Origin of the sequence: Pseudoalteromonas sp. SD03 (genome assembly GCF_040937955.1) — a bacterium.
Taxonomy (GTDB): domain Bacteria; phylum Pseudomonadota; class Gammaproteobacteria; order Enterobacterales; family Alteromonadaceae; genus Pseudoalteromonas; species Pseudoalteromonas tetraodonis.
In genome coordinates this window covers 178154-202264 of the sequence record NZ_CP162515.1, presented here as the reverse complement: position 1 = coordinate 202264, position 24111 = coordinate 178154, and the positions used below count along the sequence as shown (strand labels likewise).

Annotated in this window: 23 protein-coding genes; 13 read left to right on the top strand and 10 right to left on the bottom strand. The window is 40.6% G+C overall.

Features of this window, described 5'->3' with window-relative positions; genetic code table 11:
• Window positions 1-61: 61 nt before the first annotated feature.
• On the bottom strand, window positions 62-2632 hold the full coding sequence (locus ABZP26_RS17345) for a TonB-dependent siderophore receptor (protein WP_016899166.1): 2571 nt from the start codon (window positions 2630-2632) through the stop codon (window positions 62-64).
• Between the two features lie 332 nt (window positions 2633-2964).
• The gene (locus tag ABZP26_RS17340) at window positions 2965-3123 is read right to left on the bottom strand and encodes an oxidoreductase-like domain-containing protein (protein WP_076916046.1); all 159 of its coding nucleotides are present in this window, start codon (window positions 3121-3123) and stop codon (window positions 2965-2967) included.
• A gap of 104 nt (window positions 3124-3227) precedes the next feature.
• On the opposite strand from ABZP26_RS17340, the gene ABZP26_RS17335 reads away from it, so the two are divergent.
• Window positions 3228-3650 (top strand): hypothetical protein, encoded by a 423-nt coding sequence (locus ABZP26_RS17335; protein ID WP_016899164.1) that lies wholly within the window; start codon window positions 3228-3230, stop codon window positions 3648-3650.
• Between the two features lie 83 nt (window positions 3651-3733).
• Window positions 3734-5095, top strand: a complete 1362-nt coding sequence (locus ABZP26_RS17330; protein WP_013463121.1) for a M17 family metallopeptidase — start codon at window positions 3734-3736, stop codon at window positions 5093-5095.
• Window positions 5096-5134: 39 nt separating this feature from the next.
• On the opposite strand, the gene ABZP26_RS17325 is transcribed toward ABZP26_RS17330, so the two are convergent.
• Both ABZP26_RS17325 and ABZP26_RS17320 read right to left on the bottom strand, forming a co-directional pair.
• Window positions 5135-5521 carry a VOC family protein gene (locus ABZP26_RS17325; protein ID WP_008464296.1) on the bottom strand — a complete coding sequence of 129 codons (387 nt, stop codon included), beginning with the start codon at window positions 5519-5521 and terminating at the stop codon, window positions 5135-5137.
• A gap of 80 nt (window positions 5522-5601) precedes the next feature.
• The gene (locus ABZP26_RS17320) at window positions 5602-6681 is read right to left on the bottom strand and encodes a ketoacyl-ACP synthase III (protein WP_013463122.1); all 1080 of its coding nucleotides are present in this window, start codon (window positions 6679-6681) and stop codon (window positions 5602-5604) included.
• A 407-nt stretch (window positions 6682-7088) separates the two neighbouring features.
• On the opposite strand from ABZP26_RS17320, the gene ABZP26_RS17315 reads away from it, so the two are divergent.
• The 5 genes from ABZP26_RS17315 (at window position 7089) to ABZP26_RS17295 (ending at window position 10535) form a co-directional block, all read left to right on the top strand.
• Window positions 7089-8327: a HAMP domain-containing sensor histidine kinase gene (locus tag ABZP26_RS17315; RefSeq protein ID WP_013463124.1), complete on the top strand. Its 1239-nt coding sequence runs from the start codon at window positions 7089-7091 to the stop codon at window positions 8325-8327.
• Entirely contained in the window at window positions 8324-8848 is a 525-nt protein-coding gene (locus tag ABZP26_RS17310; protein ID WP_368485798.1) for a response regulator transcription factor, read from the top strand. The genes ABZP26_RS17315 and ABZP26_RS17310 overlap by 4 nt, the downstream gene beginning before the upstream one ends.
• Window positions 8849-8871: 23 nt before the next feature.
• Window positions 8872-9291 (top strand): thiol-disulfide oxidoreductase DCC family protein, encoded by a 420-nt coding sequence (locus ABZP26_RS17305; protein ID WP_013463126.1) that lies wholly within the window; start codon window positions 8872-8874, stop codon window positions 9289-9291.
• Window positions 9292-9369: 78 nt separating this feature from the next.
• On the top strand, window positions 9370-9648 hold the full coding sequence (gene ppiC, locus ABZP26_RS17300) for a peptidylprolyl isomerase PpiC (protein WP_008464312.1): 279 nt from the start codon (window positions 9370-9372) through the stop codon (window positions 9646-9648).
• A gap of 77 nt (window positions 9649-9725) precedes the next feature.
• On the top strand, window positions 9726-10535 hold the full coding sequence (locus tag ABZP26_RS17295) for an ABC transporter substrate-binding protein (RefSeq protein WP_016899163.1): 810 nt from the start codon (window positions 9726-9728) through the stop codon (window positions 10533-10535).
• A gap of 36 nt (window positions 10536-10571) precedes the next feature.
• Here ABZP26_RS17295 and ABZP26_RS17290 read toward each other — a convergent pair whose 3' ends face one another.
• From ABZP26_RS17290 to ABZP26_RS17270, 5 genes are all read right to left on the bottom strand, one after another.
• Window positions 10572-11231 (bottom strand): DsbA family oxidoreductase, encoded by a 660-nt coding sequence (locus tag ABZP26_RS17290; RefSeq protein ID WP_368485797.1) that lies wholly within the window; start codon window positions 11229-11231, stop codon window positions 10572-10574.
• A gap of 119 nt (window positions 11232-11350) precedes the next feature.
• Window positions 11351-12571, bottom strand: coding sequence for a M24 family metallopeptidase (locus tag ABZP26_RS17285; protein ID WP_368485796.1), 1221 nt, complete (start codon window positions 12569-12571; stop codon window positions 11351-11353).
• A gap of 138 nt (window positions 12572-12709) precedes the next feature.
• Window positions 12710-13318, bottom strand: coding sequence for a flavin reductase family protein (locus ABZP26_RS17280; protein ID WP_016899159.1), 609 nt, complete (start codon window positions 13316-13318; stop codon window positions 12710-12712).
• An 11-nt stretch (window positions 13319-13329) separates the two neighbouring features.
• Window positions 13330-14055, bottom strand: a complete 726-nt coding sequence (locus ABZP26_RS17275) for an SDR family NAD(P)-dependent oxidoreductase (RefSeq protein ID WP_016899158.1) — start codon at window positions 14053-14055, stop codon at window positions 13330-13332.
• Window positions 14052-14450 (bottom strand): thiol-disulfide oxidoreductase DCC family protein, encoded by a 399-nt coding sequence (locus ABZP26_RS17270; RefSeq protein WP_016899157.1) that lies wholly within the window; start codon window positions 14448-14450, stop codon window positions 14052-14054. The genes ABZP26_RS17275 and ABZP26_RS17270 overlap by 4 nt, the downstream gene beginning before the upstream one ends.
• 120 nt (window positions 14451-14570) lie before the next feature.
• Between ABZP26_RS17270 and ppc the strand changes: the two genes are divergently transcribed.
• Both ppc and cdd read left to right on the top strand, forming a co-directional pair.
• Window positions 14571-17216 (top strand): phosphoenolpyruvate carboxylase, encoded by a 2646-nt coding sequence (gene ppc / locus ABZP26_RS17265; protein WP_016899156.1) that lies wholly within the window; start codon window positions 14571-14573, stop codon window positions 17214-17216.
• A 121-nt stretch (window positions 17217-17337) separates the two neighbouring features.
• Complete coding sequence (cdd, locus tag ABZP26_RS17260; protein WP_029609906.1) at window positions 17338-18267, top strand: cytidine deaminase; 930 nt, start codon at window positions 17338-17340, stop codon at window positions 18265-18267.
• Here cdd and udp read toward each other — a convergent pair.
• Window positions 18256-19011, bottom strand: a complete 756-nt coding sequence (udp, locus tag ABZP26_RS17255; RefSeq protein ID WP_008112319.1) for a uridine phosphorylase — start codon at window positions 19009-19011, stop codon at window positions 18256-18258. The two genes, cdd and udp, sit on opposite strands and share 12 nt — an antisense overlap.
• 412 nt (window positions 19012-19423) lie before the next feature.
• Between udp and ABZP26_RS17250 the strand changes: the two genes are divergently transcribed.
• From ABZP26_RS17250 to ABZP26_RS17235, 4 genes are all read left to right on the top strand, one after another.
• Window positions 19424-20533, top strand: a complete 1110-nt coding sequence (locus ABZP26_RS17250) for an arginase family protein (protein WP_008464328.1) — start codon at window positions 19424-19426, stop codon at window positions 20531-20533.
• Window positions 20534-20630: 97 nt separating this feature from the next.
• The gene (locus ABZP26_RS17245; RefSeq protein WP_128583030.1) at window positions 20631-21332 is read left to right on the top strand and encodes an ABC transporter substrate-binding protein; all 702 of its coding nucleotides are present in this window, start codon (window positions 20631-20633) and stop codon (window positions 21330-21332) included.
• 120 nt (window positions 21333-21452) lie between these two features.
• Complete coding sequence (locus ABZP26_RS17240; protein WP_013463137.1) at window positions 21453-22742, top strand: hemolysin family protein; 1290 nt, start codon at window positions 21453-21455, stop codon at window positions 22740-22742.
• Between the two features lie 201 nt (window positions 22743-22943).
• The gene (locus tag ABZP26_RS17235) at window positions 22944-24107 is read left to right on the top strand and encodes an efflux RND transporter periplasmic adaptor subunit (protein ID WP_013463138.1); all 1164 of its coding nucleotides are present in this window, start codon (window positions 22944-22946) and stop codon (window positions 24105-24107) included.
• The last annotated feature ends 4 nt before the right edge of the window (window positions 24108-24111 follow it).

Sequence of the window (24111 nt, the reverse complement as noted above, 5' to 3'; positions counted from 1 at the left end):
AAAGGGCAATAAAAAGGCGAAATGCATTACACATTTCGCCTTTGATTATCATTAACACATGTTAGAAAGTATAGGTTGCTTTAGCGTAGTAAAAGCCACCATTAATTCCGTATGGAGATGTTTCGTAGTACTTACCACCCCAGTTGTTATTTGGTGCCACTGTGAAATCAAGTTTTTCTGCTTCCTGATCCAGTAAGTTTTGTGCACCCAATGAGAAGCTAATTGAGTCATTCATGAAGTAAGTGACTTCAACATCTAACGTCATAGCTGCGTCAGCCATTTTAGCTGTTTCATCATAATCTACATGAACGCCTTGGTATTCGCCAAAGTAGTTAAGGCGAGAAAATGCTGAAAAGCTTTCCCATTGTTGTGCCCAGCTCAGTGTTGCACGGTGATTAGGTAAGTCATTTTCAAGACGGCTTACTTTAAATGCACCAGTTATATCACTTGAGCGGGTTACTTCTGTTTCATTCCAGTTGTACGCTAAGCTAAATGTAGAGCTACCACTGAACAATTCAGCTGAGTAGTTAGCAACTAAATCAACACCTTGTGTAGTGGTATCAAAGTCATTAGTAAAGAAACTAACTTGCGCAAGGTTTTGTACGTTAGGTACGCCCGCAGCTTCAAGCGTGTCTTTATCTGCTTGGCTAAGTTCAATTTTATCTGATTGGCTAATACGGTCATCTACTTGGATGTTGTAGTAATCAACCGTTAAGAATAAATCGCCAATAGTATACACCGCACCAAAGGTGTAGCTTTGTGATTCTTCAGGCTCAAGTTCAGTACCACCTAGTTGAATAGCAATTGGGTTTGTAGGTGGTAACAAAGCCGAATCTACTAGTACACCACTGCTTAAGTTAGTTTGTACGTTACTAACATTCGCTTGGCCAACGGTAGGCGCACGGAAACCGGTGCTGATAGAGCCACGAATATTTAGATCTTCAGTCAAGTGGTATTGACCCATTAACTTATAGTTAGTGGTTGAACCAAAGGTATCGTAATCTTCGTAGCGAAGCGCTAAGCCCATTAGGAACTCTTCAGTAAATGGCGCTTCAATATCAATATAAGCTGCATAGTTACGACGGTCATATTCGCCTGCATCTGATGGTTTAAATCCAGGGAAACCGTTAGAACCTATACCAAAACCTTGATCAGTTAATGGACCTGCAATAAACGAAGCCTCATCACCTGCCACTACGGTAAAGGTTTCTTCATGCCATTCTAAACCACCGGCAATGTTTACATCGTAAGCTAAATCAAAGTCAAACCCTTTTGAAATATCAAAATTAAAGTTTTTCTCTAATTGTTCATATTTACCTGGGCTAAAATCACGCGGGCTATCTGGACCCAGTGAAGCATTGATTGTGTCGTATATAAAGTAGCGAGATTCGTTATACCCTACCGTACCACTTAGATCATAATAAGCGCCTTCTAAAAAGCCGCCAGTAAACTCACCTTTAGTACCGATAGTAAGTGACGTATCTGTAATATTACCACCAAAGTTTGGTGTAAAACCGCCCGGAAGCATTTCGTTAAATGCGAAACAATCAGGGTTATTTGCTACACCATTAATGTAGTCAGGGTTATCAAGAACGTTGTCATCAATCATAATGGTTGGACAGTTACCGCTCATATCACCGGTTAAATCACCAACAAGCAGTGTTTCGCCACCATCATTTGAGTATGCACCAGGGCGAGTATGTGGGTTACGGTAATAAAAACCACCGCGTACATCACGCTCTGAGTAGTTACCAAACATGTAAAATTGTGAGTCGTTAGTAAGTTCTAAACCAACATTACCAAAGATAGAGATGTCGTCATCTACCTCAGGTGCACCCCATACTTGGGTGATCGGGGCAATGTTTGGTACGCCAGCGGCATCAAGTGCGGTAGCATCCGCTCTTTGTACTGAGCGGCTGGTTGCGTCGGCTGTTTTGTACTGAAAGCTTAAATTAGCAAAACCGCTATCGGTAAATGGTAAGCCCACATTACCTGAAATTTGAGTTGTATCACCGTCGCCCTCATAATATTCGCCTTTGCGAACTTCGAAAGATCCGCCTTCCGAGGCATCTTTAAGTTGGAAGTTTAAAACCCCAGCAATCGCATCAGAACCATATTGTGCAGCGGCACCATCACGAAGTACTTCTACTTGTTTCAGTGCAATACTTGGAATTACTGAAATATCAGCACCTTGCGCACCATCGTTAATACCACCACCTAAAAAGGCGATAACTGAAGCACGGTGACGACGTTTACCGTTAAGTAAAATTAGTGTGCTATCTGAAGGTAGTCCGCGTAAGTTTGCAGGGCGCACTAATGAAGCAGCATCACTGATTGGCATTGAGTGTACGTTTAAAGAAGGAATAGCCCCTTTTAATAGCTCTAGCATATCAGTGTTACCTGATTTACTTAGCTCTTCACCACCAATAATATCGATAGGTACAGGAGAGTCACCAATAGAACGAGGCGCAGAGCGCGTACCTACTACGGCAATTTTTTCTACATTTTTGTTAACTTTAACTTCGGTTTGCTCTTCTTGAGCAATTGCTGAACCAGAAACAAATAAGCCTGCGGCTGTTGTTGCTAGAGCAAATTTGATGGCCTGTTGAAGCGCATTGCTTTTTAATTTCATTCTAAATATCCCCAGTTAGAATTGATTTGTATAGTCTATTTAATGACTTTATTGTGGACGGTTCACATTCAATGGGGAGCAGATATTGCTAACTCACTCCTAAAAGCTTAATAAACTAAGCGCACCTCCTGTGAGTCCTCGAAATAGACTATAGATAAAAAAACTAAAGAGGGCAATGGGTAATTAACCACTATTTAACAAGTTGAAACAAATGATTTATCTAAAAATAACGCAGAGTTAATCATAAGTAGGGCAGGGAAAAGGGGTAAAAGCAGGCATTGATACATAGTTATTAATTAAATAAGCTATTTTAGCTACTTTCTATTATTGAATTAAACTGACCTGCTATTGATATTTTCACCATGATGTTTTTTCCACTGTGCAAGTTTTTCTTTGTACTCATCCCATACACATGGACAGCAACTACCGCCGCCGCAGCACTCATCAGATTTTGGCCTTTCGGGTTTAGTGTTGGGTATGTTTTTTTGCATGTTTTTAATTAAAACTGAGGAAAATGAACTTTAAGAATAAATGATTGAATAAAGCGTGTAAATTATTCTTTGTGAACTGAAAGCGCTGTGTGAGAATACAGGCTATGCGATTATATAAAGTTATCCATCGTGCACCCTGGCGGGTTGCTAAAATAAGTAAAAAGCGGCAACAACTACGCTTTCGTCGTGCTATGGTCGCGCTTAAAATTGCGCTTGCCCAAGAAAGGCAAGAAACCAAAGAAATGCTAATAATTTACAGGCGTTATACCCAAGGGCAAACAAATAAAGCAGAACTAAAACGCGCCAACGAGCAGTTTGTTGATATATTAAAAGGACTAGGGCTAGGCGTTTTTGCGTTATTACCGTTTGCACCATTAACTATTCCACTGGTTGTTAAACTAGGGCAGTTAGTAGGTGTTGATGTATTACCGAGTTCTTTTAGTATGAATAAGCCGATTAAAGAAATTGATAAAGAAATTGCTCAACAAAACCAAGAGCAAGACTCAACGCCCTCAAAGAAGAAGTAAGCTAGCAGAACATAATTAGCTATACCTTTTAATAGTGCTTATTGTTATGCTAAGGCATCATTTTCTATTATGTGAGTCATTTAATGAGTGCTTTACTTCGTCATACCTCTTCAGGAATTCCTCTATCTTTTATCGTTAAAAACGAACTAACCGATTGGCTTACGCAGCAACCGAGTTTTGTACAGCGCTGGCTAGCAAACACAGATTTTGAAAAATCAGGACTCGCACTAGTACCAAACCCAGAAACGGGTGAACTAAGTCAGGTATTTTGTGTAATGCAAAGCACTGATGATTTTTGGGCTGCTGGCGAGCTTGCCAGTAAATTACCTGCGGGTTGTTATCAAATTCAAGGTGATGAGTCTTTAGTTGCTCAACTTGCTTTAGGCTTTGTGTTAGGTGGTTATGAGTTTAGTGAGTACAAGCAAAAAGCCACAGCAAAAGCTCAGCTTGGCATTGCTGATAAAACATTATATGAACAAGTAAAACAACAAGCGGACGCCATTAATTTAGCACGCGATTTAGTTAATACCCCAGCTGCTGATATGATGCCGCAGCATTTATCGCAGGTAATGAGTGACCTAGCAGATACATTCGACGGTGAATTTTCGCAGTGGATAGGTGATGAGTTATTAGAGCAAAATTACCCAACTATTCACATGGTAGGGCGCGCGAGTGAAAATAAACCACGATTACTTGACTTGAAATGGGGGGCAGTCGATGCGCCACAAATTACGTTAGTCGGTAAAGGCGTGTGTTTTGATTCCGGTGGACTGGATTTAAAACCTAGTTCAGGCATGCGCAACATGAAAAAAGACATGGGTGGGGCCGCGCATGTTATTGCCCTGGCTCAGCTAATTATGGCCGCTAACTTACCAATACGCCTTCGTGTTTTAGTGCCTGCGGTTGAAAATGCTGTTTCGCGTAATGCATTTCGCCCTGGCGATGTAGTAAAAACCCGTAAAGGTATTATGGTCGAAATAGACAATACCGATGCAGAAGGGCGACTAGTGCTGTGTGATGCACTAAGCGAAGCACAAAACGATGATCCTGAATTAATCATTGATTTTGCTACACTAACTGGTGCGTGCCGTATTGCGTTAGGTACGGAGTTACCGGGGTTTTTCTCAACGGATCGCGCTGTAGCAAATGCCATTATGGACTCGGGAATGCAAGTTAACGACCCTGTTTGGCAATTGCCGTTATTCGAACAATACAAACCATTTTTGAAAAGCGATGTGGCTGATATGGCTAACTGTGCAAGTACGCCATTTGGTGGCGCAATAACCGCTGCGCTTTATTTGAAAGAGTTTATAGAGCCAAATACACCATGGGTTCACTTTGACGTAATGGCATGGAATTTACGTGCATTACCCGGGCGTCCAGCTGGTGGTGAAGCACTGGGTATTCGTGCAGTATTTACTTACCTACAAAATCGATTTAACTAACCTGAACTTGGATTAAGGTTTACCTTGAGTTATTTGATGTTAAAGTGCATATAACTCAAGGGGTAAGCCATCTGGATCGGCAAAAAAGGTGAATTTTTTGCCGGTTATTTCATCTTCTCTAATATTTTCGACGATGACATTGTGTGACTCTAAATAATGTTTAGCAGTATTAATACACCCAACTTTAAATGCTAAATGTCTAAGTCCTTGTGCTTCGGGGTAGCTTGGTCTACTTGGCGCATCATTAAACGAAAATAATTCTAACTGACTACCATCAGGTAAAGCTAAATCGAGTTTGTAAGACTGACGCTGTGCACGATAATGCTCATTAATAATCGTGAGTTTTAATATTTCACTATAAAAATGTTTAGAGCGTGGGTAGTTGCTACAAATGATGGCTACATGATGAATGCCTAGTAGTTGCATATATTTTCCTTAAAAAGCAAAAAGCGCACTAAAAGCAGTGCGCTGTTTATCAATACATGTGCATGTTTATATATTAGCTTTTAGCTAGGCTCTGCGTCTTTACACGCTTTTACAGCCGGTGCAACAAGCTCTAAACCCGTTTTATCACACGGTGGAAGCTCAGCATCACTAACAGCAATAGGCGTTACTCGCTCGCCCCATTTTATATAGCTTGCCGCCCAAGTAAGGCCAGCCCCAAATGCCGCCGACATAATGTTTGCATGCGGTTTAATTAAGCCTTGCTCAACGGCTTCACACAATGCAATTGCAATGGTGGCAGCAGAGGTGTTGCCATATTCACCAATATTGACCATTACTTTTTCGTCATCCACTTTTAAGCGATTTTGAATAGCTTGAATAATGCGTAGATTGGCTTGATGCGGAACTAGTACATCGATATCGTCTAACTTAAGATTGGCTTGTTCAAGCACGTCGTCACAGGCTTCACTCATGCCTTTAACGGCACGTTTAAATATTTCACGGCCTTCAAATAAAAGGTCTGATGGACCAATTGGCTCATATTTATTTAAATCACTGCCAAAATTAGTAATGTGTAAAATATCACGATCTTCGCTGTCACAACCGGTTTTAGTCCCTAATAAGCCTGCAGGAGTTTCTGCTGCTTCAAGCACAACGGCACCGGCACCATCACCAAATAATACTGCGCTGTCGCGTCGTGCCCAGTTTACATACCACGTCATGCGCTCAGCCGCGATAACGACAGCTTTTTTGATCATGCCAGCTTGAATTTGCGCTGTCGCAGCTTGTAAAGCATATAAGAAACCAGAACATGCCGCGTTGGTGTCCATGGCTGCAGCGCCTGTGGCACCAATATTTTTTTGTACTAATGAGGCGGTGTTTGCGACTACTGTTGAGGGGGTGCACGTTGCTAAAATAACTAAATCGATATCTTTTGCATCTACGCCAGCACAAGCAATGGCATGTTTTGCAGCCACACTAGCAAGTTCAGCAGTACTTACATGGCTAACTCTTCGTGCCTTGATACCTGTGCGTGTGGTGATCCACTCATCGGTTGTATCTACAATTTCACTTATTTCGTCGTTGCTGATGCTTGCTGGTGGAATGCATTTACCCCAACCAGTGATATGTGCGTAAGGCATAGTGTGTTCTCTTAAAAGTGGTATGACGTGTTCGTCTAATGAGGACGTTATATCAAAAATTAGCTGTTAACACTAGTTTAAAGCATGGTTTGCTTAGTAATTACTGCTATTTTACGGACTATTTGCTGCATTTTTGTTTAAAGGTAAGTGGCTTGTTTTTATTGTGTTAATTAAATGCTTTTAATGATTTTGCGTGTTTTACACGATAGCTCATAGGCTTTCTAAGCTTAATAGAATACGAATACTTTGTTGACCATATATGCTTGAGTGCGGCTGAGTGAGCAGCTAATATGGGGCGCATATTATGAAATCATTACTTAAAAAGCATTACTTAAAAAGCATTACTTAAAAAGCATTATTTATAATGGATAACAAAGCAATGTATATTCAGTCAGGTGAATCTTATTGTGTTAATTAAAACCGATCCTGCTATTAGCCGGTTATTAATGCTGCGCAGTGGCGCCATTGCTGTGCAGCTTATTGCGGTGTTAAGCGTTTATTTTTTATTAGAGCATCAAATTGCGCTCATGCCGTTGCTAGCCGTTATTACGCTTGAGGCGGTTTTTCAGTTAGCAAGTATCTTTGCTTATAGAAATGTTAGCCAAGCAAAGCCAGTTGGCATGCTGATGCAACTGACCGCTGACGTACTTTTTTTAACTATTTTGTTGTCTTTAAGTGGCGGTGCAACTAACGCATTTGTGTCGTTATTATTGTTACCTATTATGATAGCGGCAATTACATTGAGCGCTCGTGGGCTTGCCTATATTGCTGTGCTGGCTATCGCTGCCTACAGCATGCTACTGATTAAAATGCCAGAGCATAGCATGCACCAAATGAACATGAGTGGCCACTTTATTGGCATGTGGGTTAATTTTGTTATCAGTGCCTGCGTGATTGCGTTGGTTATTGGTGCAATGAACCGTGCTTTACAACAACGTGAGCGCACTATTGCCAAAGTTAGAGAGAAACAGTTGCGTAGTGAACAACTGGTTACTCTCGATGGCGCAGCGGCGCAAATTACTCATCAATTAGCAACGCCTATTGCTAATTTACAATTATTGTTTGAAGAGCTTGTAGAAGAGTATCCCAACAATGAAATTATTCAGCAAATGCAATCACCCTTGCTGCAATGCCGCACTCAGCTTAATGATTTTAGAAAGCTCTCTATGCAGCTACGAGATAAAAACACGCAAACACCTATAAAAGCAGAGCAGCTGCAAAATCAAATTCATGATACGTTGCTATTACAATACCCTAATCAACAAATAAACTGGCTTAATGAGGCGCCTAAAGCCACATTAAAAAGTGATGCCATGCTGCTACCTGCTATTTTAAACTTATTACAAAATGCAGCGCTTGCTAACGAAAAAAAAGGCCAAATGCAATTAGAGTTGAGTTGGCAACAGCCAGATGCGCAAAGTATTGCGTTAATTATTCGGGATTTTGGCGCTGGTTTTTTATCCTCAGAGTTAGCGGAGTTAGGCGGGCAGCTCATGCCCAGCGAGCAAGGCATGGGAATAGCGGTTATGCTATCAAATGTCACGTTTGAGCGTTTAAATGGTTCGTTAACTGTTTATAATCACCCCGATGGTGGGGCGGTGGCCAAGATACAAATGCCACTATTAATAACCGAGTCGGCGCTATGAAGCTGCTAATTATTGAAGATGACATTAACCTTGCTACCACTTTGGCAAGGCGCTTAACAAAACACAGCTTTAACTGTGAGGTTGCACATAACCAAACAGAGGCTTTACTTAGGGCTCGCCAGCAGCAACCTGATTGTATTTTATTAGATATGAAGTTAGCAGATGAAAATGGGCTGGCGCTTATTGCACCGCTGCGCCATTTACTCACACATGCTCATATTGTATTGCTTACCGGCTTTGCAAGTATAGCTACAGCCGTAGAGGCGATGCGCTTGGGCGCTAATGACTATTTAACTAAGCCTGTCGATATGGCAAGCTTATTAAAAGCGCTAAAAGTAGAGCCGGTATTGACAGTAACCGAAATTCCTGAAGAGGTTATGTCACCCGAGCGTTTAGAGTGGGAGCATATTCAACATGTATTACACAGTAACAACGGTAATGTATCAATGACTGCAAGGCAGCTTAATATGCATAGACGCACTTTGCAGCGCAAGCTACAAAAAAAACCTGTGCAGCAATAAGCCCTCACTTGAGCAAGCAATTAATGACTCATACCGCCGCGCTAATAAAAAGCCAAAAAATTATACTGTTCGACGCCCAGTGCAAGCTTTGTAGTGCGTGGTGTAATTTTATTATTGCTCACGATCCTCAGGCCATGTTTAAACTGTGCAGTGTACAATCGCCAAAAGGACAACAAATATTAATGCACTTTGGCTATTCGACAACTGATTTTGCCTCTATGGTTTACATTGAAAACGCTCAAGCATTTATACAAAGCCATGCATTTTTTGAGGTGATTAAACAGCTAGGCTATCCGTGGAAACTTAGTGGTATATTTAGTGTGTTGCCAAATCGTTTTAACAATTGGCTTTATGATAAAATTGCATCAAATCGATATACCTTATTTGGTAAATATCACTATTGCAGGATCCCTTCAAAGCAAGACCAAGCCCACTATTTATAAGTGCTTTAATAGATGCCTGAATGTATTGGCTGTGCTAAAATCGCGGCGTTTAAATTTAAGCATTAAAAAGGCACTTACATGGCAAATACGGCGCACGCACTGCATATTTTAGTAAAACATAAAGAGATTGCAGAAGACATCATCAAGCAATTAGGCAAAGGCGCAAAGTTTCAAACTTTAGCTAAAAAGTATTCGTCATGCCCATCGGGTAAAAAAGGCGGTGATTTAGGTGAGTTTAGACGAGGCCAAATGGTTCCACAGTTTGATAAGGTGGCCTTTAGTGGTGCAATTTTAGAACCGCATTTAGTAAAAACGAAATTTGGTTGGCATGTGATTAAGGTGCTTTATCGTACATAAACTAACGCAATTTTAAGTTGCCGCTATACTTATCATTTGTTTAGTTTGTTACATTGCTAAAGCAACTTGGAATAACTATGAAGCTTATTATTTTATGCTGCAGTTTAATTTTAATGGCAGTGTCATTTTTTGCCAGTAGCACTGAGCAAACGATCGCCCTTAAGCTTGGCAAACCAAGCACCCAAGACATACCAAAAAACCACTATATTTTAACATTATTAGAAAAGAGCTTTGCAAAGGTTAATGTAAAGCTCAATATTGCTTATAGTCTTGAGCCAATGAATACTAAAAGAATTTTAGAAGAGCTCACACGTAACGATGATGTTAATTTAGCTTGGTTAACTTTGCCAAACTCCCTTGCAGAGCAAAGACATTTAATCCGCACAAGTTATCCTATTTATAATGGGCTGCATTCAAAGCGCTTGCTCATGGTTAAACAAAGCCGGTTAAAAGAATTTTCTGATATAAAAACCCTTGAACAACTAAAGCCGTTCATAGCCTTACAAAAGCAAAGTTGGTCTGATTATTATGTATTAAAGAACAATGGCTTAACAGTTAATGGTGATTTGAGTTATGAAAGCATGTTAAAAGCGTTAGATGAAGGACTTGGCGATTATTTTCCGCGTTCAGTAACTGCTATAAAAGCCGAAATACGTAAACATCCTCAGTATAACTTTGTTATTGAGCCTCATATTATGCTGCAATACGATAATTACTATTATTTTTACGCAAACGAAAATAACAAAGCAATCATTGAGTTATTAGAGCAAGGCTTAACAAAGTTAGCAGATAGCGGCGAGTTAAATGCGCTTTATGAACACTATTATCGTGATGTTGAGGACGGGCTTAATTTAAATAACAGACGGGTGTTTAACTTAAAAAATTAATAAGGTTAGGCCGCAAAATGTAGCCTAACCCGAAAATTATTGGTCCTGCTTGGCTTCTTCTTCACTTATTTGCTTAAGTGCTTGAATAAACGATTCACTCGGTTGCCCACCGGTAAGCGCGTACTTATCATTTATAATGAAAGTAGGTACTGAGGTTATTCCCATTTGTTTAAAGTTATTTTGCTCTTGGCGTACCGCTTGTACGTATTTATCTGAGTGTAAAATTTCTCTGGCTGTGTCTTTGTTAAGGCCGACTTTTTCTACCACATCCAGTAACGCATCTTCTTGATTTAAATATTTTAAATCGGTGAAGTGTGCTTCAAAAAACGCCAATTTCAGCTCAGTTTGTTTGCCTTCTTCACGCGCCCACATTAGCAAGCGGTGTAGATCAAAGCTGTTGATCATGATGCGTTTACCGTCAAAATTAAAGGTAAACCCAGCTCGTTCACCCGCATCCGCCATGTTTTGACGATTCCGCGCGCTTTCTTCTTCAGTTAAACTGTATTTTTGCTGCAAGTGCTCGTTTAAGTCTTGTCCTTCAAGTGGCATATCTGGATTAAGCTCAAAAGGGTGCCATGTAATATCCGCACTCATTTCGTCTTTTAATTCTGCCAATGCGGTTTCTAAGTTTTTATACCCAATAATACACCACGGGCACATTACATCTGAGACGATATCAATTTTTAAGTTTTTCATAGGGATCCTTGAAGGATTGCTTTTTAATAACAATGGATATTGGGATGAAGTTTAGTTTATCAATCATCGAACATAAAAAGAGCAGCGAAAGTGCTGCTCGTTTATTGAATGTTTTCAGGTTAGCTGTTCAAGCCAAATGGGTCGTCAATGCTGTGGCTTGGCTGGGTAAACCAACGCGGGCCGTTATCTGTCATGTAAAAGTGATCTTCTAATCTCACACCAAATTCATCTGGAATAACCAGCATTGGCTCGTTACTAAAACACATGCCTGTGGCAAGCGGGGTTTTATCGCCGCCCACTAAGTATGGCCATTCATGAATGTCTAAGCCAATACCATGGCCTGTGCGGTGTGGGCAACCTGGTGTTTGGTATTCAGGGCCTAAGCCTTGAGCTGCTAAGTAGCTGCGAGCTGCTTCGTCAACCGATTCACAGGTTTCGCCAAGGGCGGCTTGATTGAAAGCTGCTAACTGGGCCGCTTTTTCAAAATCCCAAAATAGGCGTTGGCGGCTGGTTGCTTCACCAAATACATAAGTACGCGTAATATCAGACAGGTAATCGTGCACTTTACATCCAGTATCGATAAGCACCATGTCGCCTTTTTTCAAAATTTGTGGATCTTTTACACCATGAGGGAATGAGGTAGCAAGGCCAAACAATACAATACAGAAGTAATTTCCCGGGGCACCTACTTTTTGATGCGCTTTTTTTATAAATTCTTCGACTTCTACTGTGCTAATTCCTTCATAAAGCATGCTCGCAGTAGCCTGATGAACCGCTAAAGTCATATCCATGGCGCATTGCATTAATGCTAATTCATTGGCTGATTTATGCATTCTACAATGTGCGGTTACAGGTTGTGCGTTAACTAGTTCTAATCCTGAACTGGCTTTATTGATGCCATCAAAAATAAAAAACTGTGCGCTTTCATCAATGCCCACGGTAGCGGTGTCGCTAATATTAAGCTGTTTCAGCACTTTAACGAATAGCTCAAAAGGGTTCTCGTGTTCTTGCCAGCCGTGTATTGGGCCATCAATGACTTTAAAGCCATTTAAAGAGCCAATTTCAAAGTGGGGGGCAATGTATTGCACCTCACCCATGGCGGGTAAAATAGCGCCGACTAGTCGTTCACTGGCGTACCATTTCATACCGGTAAAATACGTTAAGTTGGTACCTGCATTTAAATATATCGCATCAATATTATTAGCTTGCATATAAGCTTGCGCTTTGGCCATACGCACTAAATACTCATCGGCCTGAATTGGCGTTACTGAGTGGGTCATATTGCTTAAACTAGCAAGTGCTTGTTCGGGTGTGTGTGTACCAATACCAACTGTGGTCATATATTTCTCCTACAAAATTTTGCATAGTGTGTAGGCTAAACGCGTTCAATTCAAATTAATTGCGATTAGTGAACAAGGGATTAAACAAATGGGGGGAGTTATCAAGTCCCTCATTCCCAAGGACTTGATAACCTTGGGCTATTTTTTCGCGTAGGGTAAACGATTGAGCTTATTCGCCGTGTGGTAGCTATCTAATCCGGTTACTGCAACGGTATCGATGGCTTGTAAGTCTAAAAAGCCATCACTTTGAAGTGCTGATTTATCTACGTACACATCCATTATTTCGCCAATAACCAGCTCAGTGCCATTAACAGCTAAATGCTGGTTCTCAACAAATTTTACTGCGTATTTTAGTCGGCTTTGTGCAACAAAAGGCGCTTTAAAGTCGTTTAAGTACTCTGTTTTTAAACCCGTTGCATTAAACTCAGACTCGTCTTTGGCGTAACGTGCAGAGGTTTGGTGTGCTTGCTGGTATATATCACTGTTTACTTGATTAATGGTATAGATACCTGTTTCTATAATATTTTCGAATGTATGCCTTGGTACGCTGTGCGGGCGCATTATCATGCCTACTAGCGGTGGGTGTGCGCCTAAATGAATAACTGAACTGACAATGGCTAGATTAGTATTACCTTGTAAGTCTTGTGTGCCAATTAAGTTTGCACTTTTAAACCCTGAAAGTGAGTTGATAAAGTGTGTACGGGTATGTTTTTCAAGTGCGGCTATGCGGTCTTTCGAAAAATGCATGTGTTTGTTCCTTACCATTTTATGGTGTTTCCTTGCCAATCTAGGTAGGCAGGTTCGCCGTTGAGTTCTAGCTGTGGGTTTTCGTAAGTAAATTTAAATAATTGCTGAGCAACAAAGTCAGGGGTAAACAGTTTATCTGCGGGCACATTTTTTTGAAATGGCTTAGAGAGCTGTGTATCTGTAGTACCCGGGTGAAATAAAACAAGTTTGGTATTTTTAGCGCGACGAGCAAGTTCAATGGCGGCTGTTTTAAATAACATGTTCAGCGCAGACTTAGATGCGCGATAGGTATACCAGCCACCCAATTTATTGTCGTTAATACTGCCTACACGAGCGCTCAAAGCAGTAATTGTGCAGTGAGTTTTATGATTAAGCAGCGGCACTATACTTTGTAAGCACAGCAGGGGGACAAGTGTATTAGAGTGCAAAAGCTGCATAAAATAATCACTGTTAATTTCTTCGAGCTTTTTTTCCGGCATGTGCTGGTCGTTATGTAATTGACCATTAAATATAATTACCTGAGCAAGCCCAATTTGTTGTGACTTTAACGACTGGGTTAGCTCATTTAGGCTTTGCGCCGAGTAGTCGCTGTGGAAATAGGTTACCTTGTCATCATTATGCTCAATATTCGATGAGCTGACACAAATTATATTAAATTGTGTTGCTTGCTGATTTAAATGATTTACGTAGGATTGTGCAATGGCGCTACTGGCGCCAAATAAAATCACTGTTTTCATTTTTCACCTTTAGATTTGATATTGCATTGACCATTACTACACTGCGCATTGGGCATTAAAAAACGGCTAATGTGGTGACGATATTTTGCAAAAAAAGTGTAAGCATGATCGGCAAAAAAGCGAATTACTGGCAAACGAATTATTTTAAGCCAACGGTATTTCCCAACGGTGCGCCAAGCTTGATAAGTGACGTCTAAGCCGTAAATCATCTGCCCCTTATCAGTTTGGGCGTGCAATAAATCCATGGCATTTTGTTTATCGATTGCAGGAAAACGCTCACTAAAATCATCCGCATTTAAATCTTCTAGTGTAATTTTATGATCAACATCGGCACGTTTTAAATGTTGCATTTCTGCATTGCAAAGGGGGCAATTGCCATCGTAAAAAATGATCATGTTGTCGCTTTGTGTTTATTTTACATATGCTTTTTTACGACAAGGCGATGCAAATGGATCTATTAAATATTCCCGCTTAATGATATTAATAGGTCTCCAAGAAACGAAGGAGAGCTAGAAATGAGTGAACAATATGCCGCCTTGCGAGGTAATGTTAGTCTACTTGGTCAATTATTAGGACAAACTATTAAAGATGCCCAAGGCCAAGAGATTTTAGATAAAGTAGAAGAAATTCGGGCTTTATCAAAATCATCTCGCAGTGGCAATGAAGCCGATCGCCAAGCGTTAATTGATGTACTTCATGCGCTTAGTGATGAGGAGCTTTTACCGGTTGCCCGTTCATTTAATCATTTTTTAAACTTAGCTAATGTTGCAGAGCAGTTTCATACCGTATCACGTTTTAATGATGTTGGTTTTTGCCAACTAAATCCTCTCACTCAAACATTAAAAACGTTAGCAGCAAAGGCCGAACAAGGTCAGCTTAATCATAATCATTTAGCCGACACACTCTCAAAACTCCACATAAACTTAGTACTAACCGCTCACCCAACCGAAGTGACTCGCCGTACTATTATTAATAAACATGTTGAACTAAGCGATTGTTTAGCGTCGCTTGAGCGTACCGATAACCTTGCGCAAGAGCGCGAAGCGATATTAAATCGAATTGCGCAGCTAATTAGCCAAGCCTGGCATACCGACGATATTCGTCGTTCTCGCCCAAGCCCAGTTGATGAAGCTAAATGGGGCTATGCGGTAATTGAAAATAGCTTATGGGATGCCGTGCCACGTTTTTTACGTGAGTTTAGCCAGCATGTTAAACAGCATTTGAGCCTTGAGCTACCAGCTAACTACAGTCCGATAGAATTTACGTCATGGATGGGGGGGGATCGAGATGGTAACCCGTTTGTAACCGCCGAGGTGACAAAGCAAGTACTCGATCATGGCCGTTGGATGGCGCTGGATTTATACCAGCGTGATTTAGAAACTTTGTGTGCTGAACTTTCTATGTCTGATGCCAGCGATGAGCTTATTAAGCTGGCAGGGCAAGAGTTTGAACCTTATCGAGCCGTGCTCAAAGAGCTTAAAAATCAAGTGGCTGAAACAGTGATGTACTTAAGCGCTAAAATTAAAAATAAGCGTACAGAATCACAAGATTTAATTACTGATATTAACCAAATTAAGCACCCAATTGAGGTGTGTTATCGCTCATTGTTAAAATGCAATATGCAAGTGGTTGCTGATGGCTTGCTATTAGATGTGATCCATCGTGTAAATAGCTTTGGTTTGCGTTTGGCAAAACTGGATGTGCGACAGGATTCGTCAAGACACAGCGATGTGTTTTCAGAATTAACTCGTCATTTAGGTATTGGCGATTACAATCAATGGGAAGAGCAAGACAAACAAGCTTTTTTACTGACAGAGCTAAATTCACGTCGTCCGCTTATTCCTAGGCATTGGCAACCAAGTCCAGAAGTGCAAGAGGTGCTCGACACCTTTGATGTTATTGCACAGCAAGATGAAAAAACCTTTGGTTTATACATTATATCTATGGCACGAACCGCCTCTGACATATTAGCAGTGCAGCTATTACTTAAAGAGTCTGGCTGTGGTTTTGAACTGCCCGTGGCGCCTTTATTTGAAACCTTGGACGATTTAAACGATGGCCACAACGTCATCACTACGCTTTTAAATAACGAGTGGTACCGTGGACACATCAAAAACACCCAAAATGTAATGATTGGCTATTCAGACTCAGCCAAAGATGCAGGCATGATGGCTGCTGGTTGGGCACAATATGAGGCAATGGATAAGCTCGTACAACTAGCGGATGAACGCGGTATTGAGCTTATTTTATTCCATGGACGTGGTGGTACGGTTGGACGTGGTGGTGCGCCTGCTGCACAAGCATTGCATTCTCAGCCGCCGGGGTCGTTAAAAGGCGGGCTTAGGGTAACAGAGCAAGGTGAAATGATCCGCTTTAAGTTTGGATTACCCAATGTGGCATTACAAAGCTTAAATATTTATGCAGGTGCGGTACTACAAAGTAATTTATTGCCACCACCAGAGCCTAAATCACAGTGGCGTGAAGTAATGGCATTAATTAGCGATGTGTCGTGTCAGCACTACCGTAATGTGGTGCGCCACGATGAAAACTTTGTGCCTTACTTTAGAATGGCGACACCTGAATTGGAATTGTCAAAATTACCGTTAGGCTCAAGACCTGCAAAACGAAATCCAAATGGAGGGGTTGAGAGCTTACGTGCTATTCCATGGATTTTTGCGTGGAGTCAAAACCGGTTAATGTTACCTGCATGGTTAGGTGCATTAAGCGGACTTAAGGCCGCGCTTGAAAAATATGGAATTGAAACCTTAAGCGAAATGAGTTTGCAATGGCCGTTCTTTAGAGCACGTTTAGAAATGCTAGAAATGGTATTTAGTAAAGCGGATAGCTGGTTGAGTGAGCATTACGATAATGCGCTGGTGGAAGAGATGTATAAGCCTTTAGGTGTTGCCTTGCGAGAGGAACTTGGTGAGGCGATGACGTTAGTGCAATCATTAAGCCCACAAAAAAGCTTATTGGCTGATCAGCCTTGGATCAAAGAGTCTATTGGGCTTAGAAACCCATACACCGACCCGCTTAATGTATTACAAGTTGAGTTATTACGTCGTTCTCGTGGCGATGATAAAGGCAATGAAAATGATATAGACAATGCCTTGATGATCACTATGACCGGTATTGCAGCGGGTATGCGTAATACAGGTTAATCCAAAACTAGATTAGTTTTAGAGGGAACACACGACGTGTTCCCTTTTTTACGTTGAATAGGCTGGTATTTAGTTTGCCAACCTTTTACACTACTTGGCCATTGAACAAATAAAAACTATTATGGCTTCAGCAACTTTTAAAGTGCAACATAATACAGCACTTAGCAATTCACACATTTCTCTAAACGTAGCGCAAACGCAAGCTCTACGCAGTCAATTAAAAACTCAACGCGGTATTTTATATTCAAGCGATATTAAAGCGCTTTGCACCGAGCTTAATGTTAGCGACGATGCATTATTACAAGGCTTAGTGCCTATGGCTTCAGAGTTTTCCGTTGCACCTATTTCCAAATTTCATGTCGGCGCAATTGTAAAAGGGCTCGATTCACAAGGAAACACTACTTTTTACTTTGGCGCTAACGCTGAGTTTGACCATCAAGCACTTAGTTTAGTGGTGCACGGTGAGCAATCTGCAATTAATAATGCCTGGTTAAATGGCGGTAAAAAAATTCTTAAAATAGCGATTAGTGATGTCCCATGTGGGTACTGTCGTCAATTTATGAATGAACTCGCTGATGCGAAAGAGCTTGATATTTTACTGCCAGCACAAAACTTTAAATTGGCAGAGTTATTACCTCATTCATTTGGACCAACCGATTTAGGCAATGAGCACAGCTTATTTAACCCAGCAGAGCAAACTAATTGTTTTGAAAACAAACAACTTGATGAAAAGCTGATGAGCTATGCTTTAGCGGCTTATGTGCCATACAGCCAAAATTACAGTGCAGTAAAAATAAGTACGTTTGAAAACGGTGATTTTTATGGCAGCTATGCAGAAAATGCAGCGTACAGCCCGAGTTTATCGCCATTACAAAGTGCTGTGAGTCAGTTGTTTTTAGCAGGACTGAACTTTGATAAGCAAACAGTTAAATCAGTTACGTTATTAGAAACGGCTGGTCATGAAAACCAATCAGGGGTGGCAAAAGCCGTGTTAGCAAGCTTTACTGGCTTGCCAACACTTGAGGTTATTAGCGCAACATTAGCCAAGTAACACTTTAGCGGCTTCAAGTACCACGGCAACCGATTTTTTCTCAATCTCGCCGTGGTCTACGTTAGGAATTTCTTGACGTGTTCTATTTACTAATACACCTGCAACACAGGCTGCTTGTAGGCCAAGAGCGGCACACATAGTAAATAAAGTAGCCGATTCCATTTCGTAGTTCATCACGCCTAGTTTTTGCCATTCTTCACAGCTACCCTGTAATGACTTAGGAACATAACCAGAATGCGTATCATAACGCTCTTGTCCTGGGTAGAAGGTATCGCTTGAAGCGGTGATACCGATATGAAAATCGATGTTTAGGTTTTCACAGGCTTTTACCATCGCTTGAGTGGCAAAAAAATCAGAAACAGCAGGGTAGCACAGCGGTGCAAAATGCTGACTCGCGCCATCTAAACGAACTGAGGCTTGGCTAATTAAAATATCGCCTTCGTTAATGTGCGGCTGAATCGCGCCTGTTGTGCCAATGCGAAGAAAGCTACGTACGCCAAGTTGAGCCAGTTCTTCAACCGCAATTGACGTTGAAGGGCCGCCGATACCGGTTGAACATACAACCACTGAGTGGCCGTTTAATTGGCCTAAATAAATGTGAAACTCACGCGTTTGAGCAAGGCAGGTTGGATTATCTAAGAACTGTGAAATGCGTGCTGCACGATCTGGATCCCCTGGAACAATAGCCAGTTTTGCACCTTTTAAATCATCAATACACAGTCCTAAGTGAAATACTTTTTCCATAACTAAGCCTTTTTAATAAGAGTTGTTGTCAATTTAACATGATTACGAGAAACCTAAATGAAGTACAGGACGGATGTCCGTATTGATTTATTCATCAACTCTGAATATTCAATCAATGGCTAAAATTACTAACAAAATGAGCCAGTTGACTTGTTTGCTCAGACACTATATTCATACCTCAGAGCAAACCAGTAGCTAGCTAAAAGAGTTGTTAGCTAAATTTTAAATTGTTTATATTCATAAGGTTAGTTAGTAGGTTTTGTATTGTTTTGCCGCTGACCTAACCTCGCAAAACACAACGTTCAGTGATTTTTATAACCACAGACAATTAATTTTTAATTTATTCAGCGTTCGTCGTTTTGCATAACTACTCAATAATAGACAAGATATTCAGATTGAAAAAGGGTTTACAATGAGCACACAATTTCAAGCATTTAAAAATAAAGTTGAACACTGTTTATGTGCACCTGGCGACGGTGTATTCACGGTTAATACGGCAAAAGAACGCAAAGCAGCACTCAGAAATAAATTATATGGTCAAACTGAAAATGTCGATGCTTTATGGCGTGACTCGCTAAATGAATTACCTAACTCACCCCACAAAGCGGTTATGCTGGGGATTAGCTCTGATTGTGGTGGTGGTATTTTACGCGGTGCAAACTGGGGGCCTTTATTTTTACGTTCAGCTTTAATTGACCAGCAAACACAGTGTCGTTCATTTGACTTAGGTGATGTGCGCGTAATACCGCATTTATTACACGATAAATACTTAAACGAGGCAACAATTACCAATTGCCAAAAAGCGCTTTATGGCAATGACAATAACGATCATTTCGTAAGTCCACTGTCTATTACCGAAGATGTATGTGACAGCTTTTATGCAACATTCCAAGATAAAGGCATTTTTGGCATTGGTGGCGATCATTCTATTAGTTACCCGCTGACAAAAGCGTACTTAAAAGCAAAGCGTAGCCAAGGTAAGCGTACGGCTATTATTCATTTCGACGCCCACACCGATTTATTGGTTGAGCGTTTAGGCATCGATTTATGTTTTGGCTCTTGGTGTACCCATATTTTAGAATTTTTACCCGCGCCACATCATTTAATTCAATTTGGTATTCGCTCAAGTGGTAAGCCTAAATCACATTGGGAAAGTACCTTTGGCGTTAAACAGCACTGGGCTGCTGAAATTATTGAGCGTGGCGCAGCCGCTGTTGCTGCCGATACAATCGCGCAACTAAAGGCTGACAAGGTTGATGAAGTGTATGTAAGCTTTGATATTGACGCACTAGATGCTCAATTTGCCTCAGCAACAGGTACACCTGAAGAAAATGGATTAACACCACAGCATGCGCTTGATATTTTGTCAGCCATTGCCGATGAGTTTCCAATAACCGGTGCAGATATGATGGAAATCGCGCCGTTTACCGACAGCTCATTAGTGGGTCAATCAAGCTCAGAGACGACGCTTAGAGAAGGCGCTAAAATTTCAGCATTCTTAATTGCAGCAATGAATCGTTAATCCTAAAGGTCAAAATTGGCTATTTGTAAATAATCCGCTATATTAAATTTGCTTTTATCAAAAAAGTAACATCTTAAATTTTATATAGTGGGTTATTGTGACTAAGTGGTATTGTGTATTATTGTTCATTGTAAGTCATCATTGTGCGGCTAAACTTACTGTTGTAACAGAGAACTTCGCGCCTGCGCAGTATCTGGACGCGAATAACAATTTAGTAGGTGATGCTGCCGATAAAGTCCGATTAGTGCTTGATAGCGTAGGTATTGATTATTCAATTTCTGTAAACGATTGGAGTATGGCTTACAATATTGCACTGAGAGATCCCCAAACCTGTATATTTTCTATTTCTCGTTCGCCTGAGCGGGAACATAATTTTATTTGGTTTGCTAAGCTTGCCCAATTTGACACTAATTTTTACTCCCTTAAAAGCAAAGGTATTTCCTTAACTAATTTAGAGCAGGCAAAGCAATACCGTATTGCGGTTTTAAAAGATAACTACAGCCATCATTACTTACTTTCAAAGGGCTTTAAAGAAAACGAAAATTTAATGCTGTTTAATAGTTTTGATAATATTTTTAAGATAATCCAAACCCGAAGTTCGAGTATTGATTTAGTTGTTATACCAGCGCAGCGAATAAACCATGAACAATCTCATTTATTAAATAAATTACAACTCGAATTACTTATGCCCATCAATGCCCATCAAGCCCCTTTATATTTCGCCTGTAATAAAAATCTACCCGATAACGTAAAGCAACAACTTAGCGCGGCTTTTTCTTCATATGAGTCTAAACTATAAATATTAAGCTTTTGATTTTTATTAGTTATTAATATTATTTAAATATCAATTGCCCTGTCTATAAAAGCGTCTATAATCCAGCTGCTTTTGCTTGTAAAAGCGATTATTTTGGAGTTATAAATGGGTGATTTAATCGGAATTGCGTTATTAATCTTGATGAGTGCGTTATTTGCGATGTCAGAAATTTCGATTGCCGCTTCACGCAAAATTAAGTTAAGAGTAATGGCGGACGAGGGCAATGTGCACGCTTTGGCGGTTTTAAAGTTGCAAGAGCAGCCTGGGGCTTTTTTCGCCATGATCCAAATTACGCTCAATGCGATTGCTATATTAGGCGGGATTGTTGGCGAGCAAGCATTGTCTCCTTACATGCAAGAAATACTACAGCTGTTTTATCAAGGTCCATTACTTGGGCAAATTAGCTTTGTATTATCGTTTTTAATTATTACCTCGTTATTTATTTTATTTGCCGATTTACTACCAAAGCGTTTAGCGATGATTTTACCTGAGGCCGTTGCCGTGAGGGTGGTGACAATTATGCGCTGGGTTACTTTTGCGCTCACGCCACTGGTATTATTTTTTAATGGCTTAACCAATATTGTTTTACGGGTGTTTAAAGTGCCCAGTGAACGTGAAGATATTGTGACCACTGAAGATATTGTTGCGATGATGGATGCTGGTGCTGAATATGGCAGTTTACAGCAACAAGAGTATGATTTAATAGGAAATGTATTTGATTTAGAAGCGCGTTTCTTATCAAGCGTTATGTCACCGCGTGAGCAAATTGTTTATTTTGATATTGATGAATCTAGCGACGATATAGCAAATAAAATTATAGATCATCCGCACAATCACTTTTTAGTGTGCAAAGGTAATCTTGATAAGTTAATTGGCTCTGTTGAGTCTAAAGATATTTTACGCCAAGTACTCAAAGGTGAGGCGGCAAATATTAACGATGACATGCTTGATAAAGATATTTTTTACTTGCCCGAAACATTGAGTTTATCTGAAGCGTTAAATGCGTTTAAAACCGCTGTGCATCCTTTTGCGGTGGTAGTTAATGAGTATGCTTTGGTGGTTGGGATTGTTACGGTTAAAGATTTAATGAAAGGTTTTATGGGCGATTTAATTACTCATCAAAGTGAAGAGTTAATTATTGAACGCGACGCGAGTTCTTGGTTAGTGGATGGCTTAACCCCGATTGTTGAGCTGGCGAAGGTACTTGAAATTGATGAATTTCCTGATCAAAATCATTATGAAACCGTGGCCGGATATTTAATTTATACCATGAAACATATTCCTAAACGCGCAGAGTTTGTTTTATTTGCAGGTTTTAAATTTGAAGTTGTGGACGTGGAAGGAATTCGTATTGAGCAGTTACTAGTCTCTAGAGTTAATACTGACAACGAATAATGACAGCCAACATAGCTTAAGAGCAGCCAATGAAAGTTCATTGGCTGCTTTTTTTATGGGTGTTGCTTAAATAACTCAGCTATTGTTTGTGTTACTTATCTATTCAATTGTAAAAATGTGTAAATGTTGCTCAGTGGCTATTTTTAATTGCTGTACTATAGTTTAGAATGATCGTTCATTCTAAACTAAAAGGTATTTGACATGCAGCGTTCCCGCATCGCTTTTTTTGTATTTTCGGCCCTCGTTGGTTCTGTTGCTTTAAGTGGTTGTGATCAGGTAGCTGAACAACCTAAGGCTTCTGCTCCTGCAGCGACACCTGTTGGTGTGGTCACCTTAACAAGCCAAGCTATTACACTTAAAAAAGAATTACCAGGGCGTGTTAGTGCGTTTCAAATTGCTGAAATTCGTCCTCAAGTCAGTGGTATTGTTCAATCTCGCTTATTTGAAGAAGGCACACAGGTTGAGCAAGGCCAAGCGCTTTATCAAATTAATCCTGACATTTTTGAAGCAGAACTCGCAGCCAGCAAAGCGGCCGTTGCGCGCGCAGAGGCTAGTATTGCAAGCAGTAAATCTAAAGCGTCGCGTTATAAAGAATTGCTAGAAATTAAAGCGGTAAGCCAGCAAGACTTTGATGAAGCCGATGCAGCATACAAGCAAGCATCTGCAGAACTATTAACGGCAAAAGCACAGTTACAAAGCGCGCAAATTAATCTTGATTATAGCCATGTTTCTTCGCCAATTAGCGGCCAAATTAGTAAATCAAGTGTCACTGTCGGGGCACTAGTTAGCGCAGCTCAAACCACAGCATTGGCAACCGTTACTCAGCTTGATCCAATTTATGTAGATTTAACCCAATCAAGTAATGAACTAACTAAGCTAAAAAGAGCATTGGCATCGGGTTCTTTAGGGGTTGATTCAACCACGCAAACAGATGTTGAACTTATTATGGAAGATGGCTCTGCGTATCCTCATAAGGGAACATTACAGTTCTCTGAAGTGACGGTTGACCCAAGTACGGGTTCGGTAACGTTACGCGCGAAGTTTCCAAACCCTGAAAAACTATTGCTTCCTGGTATGTATGTACGTGCTGAGGTTGTTGAAGGGGTGAAATCTAATGCAATACTCGCTCCTCAACGCGGTGTTAGTCGCAATACTAAAGGCGAACCTACGGCTATGGTTGTTAGCAAAAACAACACCGTTGAAAGCCGTGTATTAAAGGTAGAGCGTACTTTGGGCGCTAACTGGTTAGTTACCGACGGTTTAGCTGATGGCGATCAATTGATTGTGGAAGGGCTACAGAAAATTCGCCCAGGCGCACCGGTTGCTGCATCACAAGTACAGTCATCAGCAAATAACAGCCAATAACGGA

Bases quoted from the DNA above. Each gene is read 5' to 3' on its own strand.
- ABZP26_RS17345 (WP_016899166.1), bottom strand. From the start codon at position 2,632: ATGAAATTAAAAAGCAATGCGCTTCAACAGGCCATCAAATTTGCTCTA.
- ABZP26_RS17340 (WP_076916046.1), bottom strand. From the start codon at position 3,123: ATGCAAAAAAACATACCCAACACTAAACCCGAAAGGCCAAAATCTGAT.
- ABZP26_RS17335 (WP_016899164.1), top strand. From the start codon at position 3,228: ATGCGATTATATAAAGTTATCCATCGTGCACCCTGGCGGGTTGCTAAA.
- ABZP26_RS17330 (WP_013463121.1), top strand. From the start codon at position 3,734: ATGAGTGCTTTACTTCGTCATACCTCTTCAGGAATTCCTCTATCTTTT.
- ABZP26_RS17325 (WP_008464296.1), bottom strand. From the start codon at position 5,521: ATGCAACTACTAGGCATTCATCATGTAGCCATCATTTGTAGCAACTAC.
- ABZP26_RS17320 (WP_013463122.1), bottom strand. From the start codon at position 6,681: ATGCCTTACGCACATATCACTGGTTGGGGTAAATGCATTCCACCAGCA.
- ABZP26_RS17310 (WP_368485798.1), top strand. From the start codon at position 8,324: ATGAAGCTGCTAATTATTGAAGATGACATTAACCTTGCTACCACTTTG.
- ABZP26_RS17305 (WP_013463126.1), top strand. From the start codon at position 8,872: ATGACTCATACCGCCGCGCTAATAAAAAGCCAAAAAATTATACTGTTC.
- ppiC (WP_008464312.1), top strand. From the start codon at position 9,370: ATGGCAAATACGGCGCACGCACTGCATATTTTAGTAAAACATAAAGAG.
- ABZP26_RS17295 (WP_016899163.1), top strand. From the start codon at position 9,726: ATGAAGCTTATTATTTTATGCTGCAGTTTAATTTTAATGGCAGTGTCA.
- ABZP26_RS17290 (WP_368485797.1), bottom strand. From the start codon at position 11,231: ATGAAAAACTTAAAAATTGATATCGTCTCAGATGTAATGTGCCCGTGG.
- ABZP26_RS17285 (WP_368485796.1), bottom strand. From the start codon at position 12,571: ATGACCACAGTTGGTATTGGTACACACACACCCGAACAAGCACTTGCT.
- ABZP26_RS17280 (WP_016899159.1), bottom strand. From the start codon at position 13,318: ATGCATTTTTCGAAAGACCGCATAGCCGCACTTGAAAAACATACCCGT.
- ABZP26_RS17275 (WP_016899158.1), bottom strand. From the start codon at position 14,055: ATGAAAACAGTGATTTTATTTGGCGCCAGTAGCGCCATTGCACAATCC.
- ABZP26_RS17270 (WP_016899157.1), bottom strand. From the start codon at position 14,450: ATGATCATTTTTTACGATGGCAATTGCCCCCTTTGCAATGCAGAAATG.
- ppc (WP_016899156.1), top strand. From the start codon at position 14,571: ATGAGTGAACAATATGCCGCCTTGCGAGGTAATGTTAGTCTACTTGGT.
- cdd (WP_029609906.1), top strand. From the start codon at position 17,338: ATGGCTTCAGCAACTTTTAAAGTGCAACATAATACAGCACTTAGCAAT.
- udp (WP_008112319.1), bottom strand. From the start codon at position 19,011: ATGGAAAAAGTATTTCACTTAGGACTGTGTATTGATGATTTAAAAGGT.
- ABZP26_RS17250 (WP_008464328.1), top strand. From the start codon at position 19,424: ATGAGCACACAATTTCAAGCATTTAAAAATAAAGTTGAACACTGTTTA.
- ABZP26_RS17240 (WP_013463137.1), top strand. From the start codon at position 21,453: ATGGGTGATTTAATCGGAATTGCGTTATTAATCTTGATGAGTGCGTTA.
- ABZP26_RS17235 (WP_013463138.1), top strand. From the start codon at position 22,944: ATGCAGCGTTCCCGCATCGCTTTTTTTGTATTTTCGGCCCTCGTTGGT.